We start from the raw sequence: 10,985 nt of genomic DNA, 5'->3' as shown, positions 1-10,985 counted from the left end.
GGACCTCCTCCGGCTCGGCGGCCAGACCGAGCAGCCGGTCGGGGTTCGACGGGGCGGCCGTCGGCACCGACCCGCCGTCGCGGGTGCCCCTCCTCTTCTGCGCGCGACGGCCTTCACGCGATGGTCGTCACGTGGCGGCCTTCACTCGGCGGGCCGGTCGTGCCCGGCTACTGCCGTCGGCGCCGGTGTGGGGCAGCTGCCCGTGCGCGGGCGGGATGTGCCGCACCGGCGCTATCCCATGTGATGAACAAGACCCAGAACGCCACCAAGGAGCTCGTGGAGGACGCCCGCAAGACCGCCGCGGACGGCGGCGAGTCCGCGTTCAAGGACTGCTACCCACCTCATGCGGGACGACTACGTCCCCGCCGTCGTCGCGGCCGACGCCTGCCGCAAGGCCCCGAAGCAGCAGGGGCGGTCCTCCCAGAACCCGGCAGGGGCCGGTACCGGGCGGCACCGGCCCCTGCCGGGTGGCGAGAGCTCCAAGAGGCCGGGTTTCAGAGGGAGTTGAGGGCGGAGACCAGGCTCGCGACGGTGACGGTGTTGAAGACGAAGGCGATGACGGAGTTGGCCGCGACCGTGCGGCGCATCTCCCGGGAGAGCACGAGGACGTCGGTGGTGCCGAAGGTGGTCATCAGGGAGAGGGCGAAGTAGAGGTAGTCGAGCCAGGTCGGGGGGCGGCCGCCGGGGAACTCCAGGGCCCGTTCGTCCTCCACCAGGTTGTCTGCCTGGAAGGCGACCGCGAAGGAGACCGCGACGCAGGCCCAGGCGAGCACGACCAGGGCGAGGGCGATCAGGGCGCGGGGTACCGGGGCGAGGTCGGAGCCCAGGTGGCCGGGGCGCCAGACCATCGCGACCAGCAGGGCGGCGGCCGCGATGGCGATCGAGACGCCCGGCCCGGGGGCCGACCCGAGGACGTAGCACTGGAGCATCGTGCCGCGTTCGGTGCGCCGGGCCCAGGCGCGCACCCGCTCGCCGGAGGCGGTGGAGAAGACCACCGAGGTGATCGCGAGGTACGGGAGGAGGTAGGCGAGCAGCACCAGGACGCCCACGTCCGCGCCCGACACCCGCCACCAGCCGTCGTCCAGGACGGACAGCAGCAGCGCCGTGCCCGTCGCGATCAGGATGCTCGCCGTCGCGCGGCGGCGCTCCGACAGCCAGCGGTCGGCTCCTCCGCCGGCGGGCGGGGCGTTCATTCCGGGAGGGGTGGCGGCGCGGTGCGGACGACGGCCAGGGCGGCCACCGCGGCCGCGAAGCCGATCAGGGCGCCGGCCGTGACGTCGCCCGGGTAGTGCACGCCGGTGTGGACCCTGGAGTAGCCGACCGCGAGCGCCAGGGCCCCGAGCGGTACCGCCAGCGGCGGCAGCAGCACGCCGACGGCGGTGGCGAAGGCCGTCGCCGAGGCCGTGTGGCCGGACGGGAAGGAGGCCGACTCCGGCATCGGTACCTGCCGGCCGACGACCACCCGGGCCTGTTCCCGGTCGGGCCGGGGGCGGCGGACCAGCCGTTTGCCGACCAGGTTCGCCGTCACGGAGGCCAGGGCCACCGCGCCGGCCCCGGCCACCGCCGCCTGCCGGGGGCGGCCCGGCCGCAGGGCGAGCAGCGCGGCGACGGTCAGCGAGATCTTCGAGTGGTCGGCGGCCCGGGAGAGCCGGCGCAGCGCGGAGTCGAGGGCCGGGGTGGGGGTGGCGGCGACGGCGCCGTAGACGGCTCCGTCGAGCGTCCGGAGGTCGGTGAGTACGGCGGTGGGGAAGGACGGGGCGGTGGGGAAGGACGGGGCGGTGGCGGGGGTCGGGTCAGTCACGGGTCGGTCCTCCGTCGGTCGGCGCCTGGCCGGCGGGCGGCTCCTCGGCTGCCGGGCCGGAGCCGCCGGGGCCGCGCTCGTCGCGGCCGAGGGCGAGGTCGGCCAGGCGGTGCCAGTCCACGGGCGGCGCGGGAGCGGAGACACCGGGCCGGTCGTGCGGGACCAGGACCCGCAGGGCCCGCGGGCGCAGCGTGCACACCACCGGGACCGGCATCCGCAGCGCGTCGCCGTCGATCGCCACCGCCGTCTCGTCCCCGCTCCCGGTCACCTCCACCCGCCGCGCGGTCAGCGCCCTCAGCCCGGTGGACCTGGTGCCGCGCAGGACCACGTCCGCGGCCTCGGCCACGCCCGAGACCCGGATGCCCAGCACGCCGAGTTCGCCGCCGTCGAGCCGGGGGCGGCGGTCGCCGATGCCGAGGCCCTCGGTCGAGCCGTACGGGTTGTTGCTGACCAGCAGCGCCTGCTCGCCGGTGAGCACGGTGGCGTCGGCCCGGGCGTCGACGCGCGGCGCGCCCTCGCCGACCAGCAGTTCGGGCAGCAGCGCCAGCACCGTTCCGACCTTGTCCTCCCGGTACTCGGGGCTCTGCACGATGTCGGCGTACACCCCGAAGGAGACGGTGTTGACGAAGGCCCGGCCGGAGGCCTCGCCGAGGTCGACCAACAGTTCGTCGCCGCCGGTCAGGGCGGACAGGGCGCTGGGCGGGTCGGCGCGGTCGAGACCGAGGTCCATGGCGAAGTGGTTGCGGGTTCCGGCGGGGACCACCAGGAACGGCAGGCCGTTCTCGGCGGCGACGGCCGCGACCTCCGCCAGGCTGCCGTCGCCGCCCGCCACGCCGAGCAGGTCCGCGCCCTCGGCCACGGCCGTACGGGCCAGCGCGGCGAGATCGGCACGGGTGGAGTGGTCGAGCAGGACCACCCGGGCGCCGAGGTCCTCCGCCCGCTCGACCAGCCCGTAGCGGCCGACCTTCCCGCCGCCGGACTTCGGGTTCATGAACAGGACCGGCCGCCGCGGCCGGGGCGCGGGATAGGCCCGCATCGGCGGCTCCGGGGCGGCCCGGCGCAGCGCGGCGCGGGCGAGGGCGAGGGCGGCTCCCCAGCACGCGACGAGGACCAGGGCCGTCAGCCACAGCCGGTGGTGGGCGAAGAGCACCAGCACCGCGACCGGCGCCGCGATCCCGACGAGCAGCCCGAACACCCGGACCGCGCCCCGGTAGGCCAGGAACCACCAGGCGCCGGCGGCCCAGACGACCAGCCCGAGCAGCCCCGCCCCGACCACCAGCAGCCCGCCCTCCCCCAGCGCGAACAGCAGCATCCCCAGGGCCCCCGCCGCCGCCAGCAGGGCGCCGCGGGCGAGCAGCCGCGCGCCGCCGCCCGCGTCGGTGCCCGCCGTCCGTGTCCCGTCGATCTCGTCCTCCAGCGCCACGACGTCCCCGCGCCACGACTACGGGCCCCGGCGGGGCCCGGTCGTTGCCAGCAGCCTGCGCACTCCCGCCTCCGGGGGCATCCCGGCGGGGCCGTCCGGGCGACGGGGCGGCGGGGCGGGAGCGGGCGGTACGGCAGGCGGACGGTACGGCAGGCGGACGGACGGCGGACGGACGGCTGGCAGGCGGTACGACGGCTACGGAACGTCCGGCGTGAGGGCGAGGACGGCGAGGTCGTCGGCGAGCAGGCCGGCGTACCGGTGGACGTCCTGGGCCAGGAAGGAGACCACCCGGTCGGGGGCGGTGCTGCCGAGGGCGGCCAGGCGGGGGGCCAGCGGGTAGAAGGCGCCGGTGGTGTCGCGGGCCTCGCTGACGCCGTCGGTGTAGAGCAGGACGGTGTGTCCCCGGGGCAGCGCGACGGTGACCGCCTTGCTGAGTTCCTCGGCGGGGCCGAGGTGGCCGAGGCCGAGCGGGAGCTCGTCGGCGCAGGCCACCGGGGATATGCCCCCGCCGCCGAGCAGCAGCGGGGTGGTGTGGCCGCGGTTGACGATCTCCACGCAGTCCGAGCCGGGCCGGTACTGGAGCAGGACGGCGGTGACGAACAGCTCGTCGTCGCCCCGGTCGGCGGCGTCGCGCAGCACCGCGCGGTCCAGCTGGTCGGCGAGTTCGACGAGCCCGGGGGTGTCGTACGCGGCCGCCCGGAACGCGCCGAGGACGTCGGCGACGGTGCGGACCGCTTCCAGGCCCTTGCCCCGGACGTCGCCGAGCAGCACCCGCACGCCGAAGCGGGTGTCGCACACCTCGTACAGGTCCCCGCCGACCAGCACGTCGGCCTGGGCCGGGCGGTAGAGGCCGGCCACCCGCAGCCCGCCGGCCCGTTCGGGCACCGGGCGCAGCACGGTGCGCTGCAGGGTCTCGGCGACCGTACGGGCCTGGAGCAGGTTGCGGTTCTGCCGGGTGCGCTGCCAGGACAGCGCGGTGCCCATGACGCCGGAGAGCAGGGTGGCGATGTAGACCCAGACGTGGTGCTGCTCGTTGACGTGGCCCGCGCGCAGCGCCAGGACGAGCTGGAGCCCCAGGGAGCCGGCCGTGGTGACGGCGGTGAGCGCCGGTCCGTAGCTGAACGCGGCCACCACGGGCAGCGCGGTCAGCAGGAAGCCGGCGGCGACGGCGTCCGGGACGACGGCCTCGGCGACCAGGTCCAGCACCAGCAGGAGCACCGGCAGCCAGGGCACCCACCGCGGCGCCTCGGGCTCCAACGCCGCGGGGCGCGGCTGGCGGGGTGCTGTGGGCACGGGGGACCTCCTGGCAGGCGGCCGTTCCGGGTGATCGGTCCGGGCGATCGGTCCGGAATGGCCGGTTTGGTCCCTCCATGCTCCCCCACCGGCGGCCCTGCCACGAACGGCCGAACGTCCCGGCCACCGGGGTCGGAGGTGCCGGTCGCCGACCCCGGGGACGGAGTGTCAGCGGACGGTCACCGGCAGGGTCTCGAAGCCGCGCAGCACCAAGCGGTCGCGCCGGGTCGGGACGCCGCCGGGGGCGAGCCGGGGGAAGCGGTCCAGCAGCGCGGGCACCGCGACCTCGGCCTCCAGCCGGGCCAGCTGGGAGCCCAGGCAGAAGTGGGTGCCGCCGCCGAAGCTGAGCGGCTGGCTGTCGGTGCGGGTCGGGTCGAACACCTCGGGCCGCTCGTACCGGGCCGGGTCGTGGTTGGCCGAGCCGATCAGCAGGGTCACCGCGGCGCCGACCGGGATCGGCAGGCCCTCGACGGCCAGGCCCTCGTCCAGCGCGACCCGCCCGGTGGCCTGGACCGGGGAGTCGAAGCGCAGGACCTCGTCGGTGAACCCGGCCGTGGTGATCGCGCCGCTGCGCAGCCCGGCGGCCGCCTCGGGGTGGCGGAACAGCAGGGCCAGGCCGTTGCCGAGCAGGTTGGTGGTGGTCTCGAAGCCGGCCACCAGCAGCAGGACCAGGTTGGCCAGCAGCTCCTGGGCGGAGAGCCGCTCGTCGTCGGCCGCCGCGATCCGGGCCAGGTCGGTGACCAGGTCGTCCTGGGGACGGACCAGGCGCTCGGCGGCCAGTTCGGTGAAGTAGCGGGCGATCTCGTCGGCGGCCTCGTCGGCGGCGGCCAGATCGTCCAGGTCCTGGACGATCTCCAGCGCGACGGTCAGGTCGGAGGCGAGGGCGCGGAAGCGGTAGCGGTCCGGCTCGGGGACGCCGAGCAGCTCGCAGATCACCCCGACGGGCAGCCGGAAGGCGAAGGCGTCCATGAAGTCCACCGGCGAGCCGTCGGCGCCCTGCTCGGCCATCCCGTCCAGCAGACGGTGGACCGCCGCCTCGACGGCCGGACGCAGCGCGGCGACCCGGCGGGCGGTGAAGACCGAGGCGATCAGCGAGCGGACCCGAGGCTGGTCGGGCGCGTTGCGCTGGAGGATCGAGTGGCCGAACAGGGTGAGCGAGGCGTGCGCCACGTGGTCCGGATCCAGCCCGGCCATCATCTCGGCGGACGCGACGCCGAAGGCGGGCGTGCGCAGCACCTTGTTGACCGCCGCGTAGCCGCTCGCCACGAACATGCCCTCGCCGGCCGGGACGACCGGGCCCAGTTCGCGGGCCCTGGCGTACAACGGGTACGGGTCGGTCCTGACCTCCGTGCTCATCAACTGCTCGATGATCGCCGCGCCGTCCATCGGGGCTCCCCTCCCGAGATCACGGTTCCCGGCCGCTCGTCCCGACCGGTCCACCTGGTCGCGCTTCCCGCACCGCGCTCCCCCATCGGTCAACCTCCGGTGGGGGCAGTGGAGTTCCCGTACGGACCGGATCGCCCGGCGGGGCGGGCCGGACGGGCGGGGGCCGCTCGGTAGGGTGACCGGCATGGAGATCTGGATCAACCCGCGGTGCGGCAAGTGCCGGACCGCGCTCGGCGAGCTGGACGACGCCGGGGTCGAGTACACCGTGCGGCGCTACCTGGAGGAGCCGCCGACCGCGGCCGAGCTGGTGCGGGTGCTGGAGCGCCTGGGCCTGGAGCCGTGGGACATCACCCGCACCGACGAGCAGGCCGCGAAGGACCTGGGCATGAAGGACTGGCCCCGGGAGGCGGGTGAGCGGGACCGCTGGATCGCGGCGATGGCCGAGCACCCGATCCTGATCCAGCGCCCGATCATCACCGCGGACGACGGGCACGCCGTGGTGGCCCGCACCCCCGAGGCCCTCAAGTCCGTTCTGCCGTAACGGAGTTCGCGGCGCAGTCGGCCGGTCAGTGGACCTGGATCCGCTCCATCGGCCGGCCGGGGTGCCAGTTGAGCACCAGCAGGTGGTCGCCCTCGACCGCGGTGTGCACCACCTGGTCGAGCTCCAGCCGGAAGGCGTGGAACGGGCCGGGCGGCGGCTCGGGCAGATCACCGGCGAAGGCGGCGAGTTCGGTCTCGTCGGTGACCTCCACCGCCCGGCCGGAGACCTTGGAGTCACCGCCGGCCATGGTCTCGTCCCCCGGGTGCGCGTGCAGGGCGAAGCGGGCGTCGCGCTGGAGGTCGCGCGCCTTGACCGCGCCGTACATCGACCCGATCCACAGGTCGGCGCCGACGAAGTCGACCTCCGTCCCGCTCACCCGGGGCGATCCGTCCTTGCGCAGCGTCGCCAGGACGTGGTGCTTGTTCGCCTCGAACCGGGCCCGGACCAGGGGCGCCAGGTCGGGGGCCTCGTGCTCGAAGTCCTGCCAGGTAGCCATGGCGCCAGTCTGGCACCCGGCACCGACAGCCGCCGTGCGGACCGGGCAGCACCCGGGCGGCAGCGCCGGGCGGGAACATCGGGCCGGCGCCGCCGGGACGGGAACGCCGACCGGGGGCCTCGTCGGGGCCGGCAGCCCCGGGCCGCTGTCGGTGGCCGGTGCCACACTGGCGGGGTGACCACCACGACCACGTACATCGCCTTCCTGCGGGCCATCAACGTCGGCGGCCGGACGGTGCGGATGGAGCGGCTGCGGGCGCTCTTCACCGAGCTCGGGCTGGGGGACGTCCGGTCCTACATCCAGAGCGGCAACGTCTTCTTCACCACCGACGAGCCGGACCGCGCGGCGCTGACCGCACGGATCGAGGCGCACCTGGAGGAGGCGCTCGGGTACCCGGTGCCGGTGCTGCTGCGGACGGTCGACGAGGTGGCCCGCATGCTCGCCGCCGAGCCGTTCCGGGGCGTCGAGGTGACGCCGGACGTCCGGCTGGTCGTCGCCTTCCTCTCCGAGCCGCTGCCCGAGGAGCTCGCCCTCCCCCACCGCTCGCCGAAGGGCGACGTCGAGATGCTCGGCGCCGACCCGGGGGCCGCGTACCTCGTGATCCACCTGAGGGACGGCAAGTGGGTCACCAAGGAGATGTTCGGCAAGGCCTACCGGGGCGCCGTCACCTCCCGTTTCCTGCACACCACGGAGAAGATCCTGGCCGCGGCCCGCAAGGCCTGACGGCCCGTACGGCGGGCCGCGACGGCTCGTACGGCGGGCCCGGAGCGAGCGGAACCACCCGCCCGAAAAGGGCGTCTGGACTGCCGTGACGTACGAATCCCGCGCCCGCGCACGGCGTGATCTGGACAGCCGGAGCCGCCCGCGCCGACAATGCGGCCATGACGACGCCTCCTGAGCTCCCGGTCGGCCCGGCCGGTCCGGCCGGCGCGGTCCGGCCCTCCGACGCCGAGCGGGACCAGGCGCTCGGGGTGCTGCGGGACGGCGCGGGCAGCGGGCGGCTGTCGCACGACACCTTCCTCGGCCGGATGGACATCGTCCTGCGGGCCACCAGCCGCGACGAGTTGGACGCGGCGGTGGCCGGACTGCCGACCGGCGGACCGGTCGAGCGCTTCGTGCTGCGGACGGTCGGCCGGGTCTCCGCCTTCGGCGGCCGGATGGGCCGGGCCTGGCGCACCGAACGACTGCCGGGGCTGAGCCTGCCGCAGGCCGGGGCAGCGCAGTTGACGATCGGACGGCTGCCCGGCTCGGGGCTGCGGCTGCACGACGCCTCGGTGTCCCGCCACCACGCCGAGCTGCGCCACGAGCAGGGCGGCTGGGTGCTGTACGACCTCGGCTCGACCAACGGCACCCATGTGAACGGGCGCCGGATAGCGGGCGGCGTCCGGGTCGGGCCGGGCGACCAGGTGCGGTTCGGGAACCTGGAGTTCCGGCTCGCCGCGCTCTGATCCGGCGGGGTCCGCGGGCCCGTCAGTGCGGGAACTGCCGGGGCGGCCGCTGGTGCAGCAGCTCGTCCTGGAACTCGGCGATGACGGTGGCTACCTGGCGGGTCAGCACGGTGCGCTCCAGCCGGTCCAGGTAGCGGTTCTCGGCGGCCAGCGCCTCGACGGTGACACCGAAGTAGAGCGTCATCAGCGGATTGACGAAGAGCTCCTCGCCCTTGGTCCGCTCGGTGAAGCGGACGTCGCCGAACTCGCCGCGCAGCGCCGCCGCCACCGAACCGTGGACGATGCTGGGGTGCTCCGGGAAGGCGGCCCGGGCGTGCTCGACGGCGTCCAGGTAGAGCGCCCCCTCCCGGCTGTCGCGCGGGACGGAGAAGGCGCCGAGGTAGCCGCCGGCCCGGTCGATCGCGGCGAGGTTCTCCAGCACCAGCGCGTGGTTGACGCCGTGGTGGGCGTCGATGCCGAAGCCGAGGCAGGCGACCAGCCGCTCGGGCACCTCGGTCAGGCCGGCCACCGCGGCCAGGCTCGACATGTCCTCCTCCGGGGTGCCGAGTCCGGCCTCGTCCCCGCGCATCAGGATGTCGGTGCCGCCGTCGACCAGCAGGACCGCGTCCACGCCCAGGCGGCGGACCAGCGCCCGGTAGGCCTCGCGCAGCGGCTGGACGCCGACCGTCGGGAAGGCCCACACGGTGTCGGGCATCCCGTGCAGGTTCAGCCAGCGGGCCAGGGTGCGCTCCGGGAAGTAGCCCTCGGGGGCGGCGGTGTCCGGCCCGATCCGGGCCACCTCGGGCTCCACCCAGACCTCGCGGGGCAGGCCGTAGAGGTGGGTGAAGGAGAGGTTGGCCAGGTGCACCTCCTTGCCGGCGGCCCGCAGGGCGAGGGCGATCGGCAGCCCGGCGTACACGTCGAACCCGCCGCCGGCCCCGGCGATCAGGATCCGCTCGGCGGCCAGCAGCCGGGTGATCAGCGGCGGTTGCAGCAGAGAAGTCACCGGCGGACGGTAGCAGGACGGCGGTGCCGCCCACCTCCAGGATTCACGGACCGTCGGTGTCAGTGGCGGGTGCGAGGATGCGGGCATGACCGAGGAGACGGCTCTCACCACCCCCGACGTGCTGCGGGAAGCCCAGGAGCGGGCCCGCGAGTTGATCCGGTGCGGCTTCCAGGAGCCGGCCGAGATAGCCGAGTCCCTGGTCGATGTCCTCGACGACCAGGGGCTGACGCACGAGGAGGCGGAGCGGATCGTCGCTCCGCTGTGGACGGCGCGGCTGGCCGAACAGGCCGGCTGGCCGAGGACCACCGACGTGGACCGGCTGGCGGACGCCTTCGACGCGCTGGAGGACGAGGGCATCGTCGCGGCGATGGACTTCACCTGCTGCGCGGGCTGCGGCTACGCCGAGATCGGCGGCGAGGCCGCGGAGGACTCGGTCGGCTTCGTCTTCTTCCACCAGCAGGACACCGAGGCGGCGGCCGCCGGGCGGGGTCTGATGCTGCGCTACGGCGGGTTCCGCACCGGGGAGGAGGCGGCCGAGGTCTCGGAGCGCCGGACGGTGGAGGTCGGCCGGGCGGTGGTCGCCGCGCTGGAGGCGGTCGGACTTCCGGCGGAGTGGGACGGCTCGCCGCACACGGCGATCCGGGTCGCCCCGCTGGAGTGGCTCAACCGCCTGCCGGAGTAGGTGCCGCGAGCGTTCCGTCGGCGCGCCGGGCGAGCCCAACCGGGCTCCGACATATGCCGGAGGCCCATGCCACGCGCGTAGATCAACGGCCCGCGAAAAGCGGCCGGGCTCAGTCGGCGATCCTCCCCAGGCTGTCGAGGTCGAAGCCGGTCCCGTCGACCGGGCCGTCGACCGGGCCCCACAGCGGCGAGGTGCAGCGCTGGTAGGTCGCGTGCCAGTGCGGCCAGTTGCGGGCCACGTCGTCGTCGCACTCGGCCAGCAGCCGCTCGACCGTCTCGGGCTCCACGCCCTCCAGCAGCCAGGCCAGCGCGTCCGCCATGCCCGGACCGTCCGCCAGGCGCAGCAGGTCCAGCAGCTCGCCCAGCCCGCCGAGCCGGGAGCCCTCGGCGATCACCCGCTCCATCCGGGGCAGCAGCTGCCGCTCCTCGATCCGCAGGTGGGTCTCCAGCCGGGCCGCCAGGTCCTCCATCGCGTACGCGACCGGCCAGGCGCTGCCGGTGTCCCGGCTGGCGATCCGCACCAGCGTGGTGACCCGGGTGAAGGAGTGGTCCAGGTTGTGGTGGTCGTCCTCCAGCCAGTTGAGCAGCAGCCGCAGCTCGGGCGCGAAGCGGCGCACGATCGGCCAGAGCCGGGTGTCCTGCTGCTCGTGGTGGCAGGTGAGCATCGCGGTGACGAAGTTCCAGTGCCGCAGCAGCGCCTCGCCCTTGTCCTCCTCGTCGGGCTGGAGCAGCCGCAGCGCGTTGGGCAGCCGGGCGAGGTCCCGGCGCAGCGCGGCGTGCACCAGGCGCAGCCCGGCGAACCGCATGGTGGCCGGCTCGTCGCCCGAGGGCCGTCCGAACGCGTCCGCGCCCAGCGAGTCGGTTCCGGACTGGCCCTGCGGGGGCACGGTGGGGACGGGCTGGGTCACCAGGTGGATCGACATGGCACTCT

The 10,985-nt window shown here is 75.2% G+C and carries 12 protein-coding genes; 4 read left to right on the top strand and 8 right to left on the bottom strand.

Annotated features, from left to right (window positions below; genetic code table 11):
• Positions 1-494 precede the first annotated feature (494 nt).
• The 5 genes from ACWD4P_RS29555 to ACWD4P_RS29535 all read right to left on the bottom strand — a co-directional run bounded on the left by ACWD4P_RS29555 (position 495) and on the right by ACWD4P_RS29535 (position 5,903).
• Positions 495-1,193: a DUF1345 domain-containing protein gene (locus tag ACWD4P_RS29555; protein WP_449781730.1), complete on the bottom strand. Its 699-nt coding sequence runs from the start codon at positions 1,191-1,193 to the stop codon at positions 495-497.
• Positions 1,190-1,801: a phosphatase PAP2 family protein gene (locus ACWD4P_RS29550; RefSeq protein ID WP_449781729.1), complete on the bottom strand. Its 612-nt coding sequence runs from the start codon at positions 1,799-1,801 to the stop codon at positions 1,190-1,192. The genes ACWD4P_RS29555 and ACWD4P_RS29550 overlap by 4 nt, the downstream gene beginning before the upstream one ends.
• Positions 1,794-3,224 carry a diacylglycerol/lipid kinase family protein gene (locus ACWD4P_RS29545; RefSeq protein ID WP_449781728.1) on the bottom strand — a complete coding sequence of 477 codons (1,431 nt, stop codon included), beginning with the start codon at positions 3,222-3,224 and terminating at the stop codon, positions 1,794-1,796. Before ACWD4P_RS29545 ends, ACWD4P_RS29550 begins: the two co-directional genes overlap by 8 nt.
• 195 nt (positions 3,225-3,419) lie before the next feature.
• Entirely contained in the window at positions 3,420-4,517 is a 1,098-nt protein-coding gene (locus ACWD4P_RS29540) for a PP2C family protein-serine/threonine phosphatase (RefSeq protein ID WP_449781727.1), read from the bottom strand.
• A 168-nt stretch (positions 4,518-4,685) separates the two neighbouring features.
• Entirely contained in the window at positions 4,686-5,903 is a 1,218-nt protein-coding gene (locus ACWD4P_RS29535; RefSeq protein ID WP_449781726.1) for a cytochrome P450, read from the bottom strand.
• A 184-nt stretch (positions 5,904-6,087) separates the two neighbouring features.
• On the opposite strand from ACWD4P_RS29535, the gene ACWD4P_RS29530 reads away from it, so the two are divergent.
• Positions 6,088-6,444: an arsenate reductase family protein gene (locus ACWD4P_RS29530; protein WP_359825766.1), complete on the top strand. Its 357-nt coding sequence runs from the start codon at positions 6,088-6,090 to the stop codon at positions 6,442-6,444.
• Between the two features lie 25 nt (positions 6,445-6,469).
• On the opposite strand, the gene ACWD4P_RS29525 is transcribed toward ACWD4P_RS29530, so the two are convergent.
• Positions 6,470-6,940 (bottom strand): pyridoxamine 5'-phosphate oxidase family protein, encoded by a 471-nt coding sequence (locus tag ACWD4P_RS29525; RefSeq protein ID WP_449781725.1) that lies wholly within the window; start codon positions 6,938-6,940, stop codon positions 6,470-6,472.
• A gap of 174 nt (positions 6,941-7,114) precedes the next feature.
• Here ACWD4P_RS29525 and ACWD4P_RS29520 point away from each other — a divergent pair, with 174 nt between their 5' ends.
• Positions 7,115-7,663 (top strand): DUF1697 domain-containing protein, encoded by a 549-nt coding sequence (locus ACWD4P_RS29520; protein ID WP_449781724.1) that lies wholly within the window; start codon positions 7,115-7,117, stop codon positions 7,661-7,663.
• A 158-nt stretch (positions 7,664-7,821) separates the two neighbouring features.
• Positions 7,822-8,388, top strand: coding sequence for a DUF1707 and FHA domain-containing protein (locus tag ACWD4P_RS29515; protein ID WP_359825772.1), 567 nt, complete (start codon positions 7,822-7,824; stop codon positions 8,386-8,388).
• 22 nt (positions 8,389-8,410) lie between these two features.
• Here the strand turns inward: ACWD4P_RS29515 and ACWD4P_RS29510 are convergent, their stop codons facing one another.
• Positions 8,411-9,373 carry a DUF1152 domain-containing protein gene (locus ACWD4P_RS29510; RefSeq protein ID WP_449781723.1) on the bottom strand — a complete coding sequence of 321 codons (963 nt, stop codon included), beginning with the start codon at positions 9,371-9,373 and terminating at the stop codon, positions 8,411-8,413.
• A gap of 85 nt (positions 9,374-9,458) precedes the next feature.
• On the opposite strand from ACWD4P_RS29510, the gene ACWD4P_RS29505 reads away from it, so the two are divergent.
• Positions 9,459-10,055 carry a DUF6891 domain-containing protein gene (locus ACWD4P_RS29505; RefSeq protein ID WP_359825777.1) on the top strand — a complete coding sequence of 199 codons (597 nt, stop codon included), beginning with the start codon at positions 9,459-9,461 and terminating at the stop codon, positions 10,053-10,055.
• A 109-nt stretch (positions 10,056-10,164) separates the two neighbouring features.
• Here the strand turns inward: ACWD4P_RS29505 and ACWD4P_RS29500 are convergent, their stop codons facing one another.
• Complete coding sequence (locus tag ACWD4P_RS29500; RefSeq protein WP_359825779.1) at positions 10,165-10,977, bottom strand: hemerythrin domain-containing protein; 813 nt, start codon at positions 10,975-10,977, stop codon at positions 10,165-10,167.
• Positions 10,978-10,985: the final 8 nt, after the last annotated feature.

It is taken from the genome of Kitasatospora sp. NPDC002543, assembly GCF_053594915.1.
The sequence above is the reverse complement of the archived record's forward strand: the minus strand, read 5'-3'. Positions and strand labels throughout refer to the sequence as shown.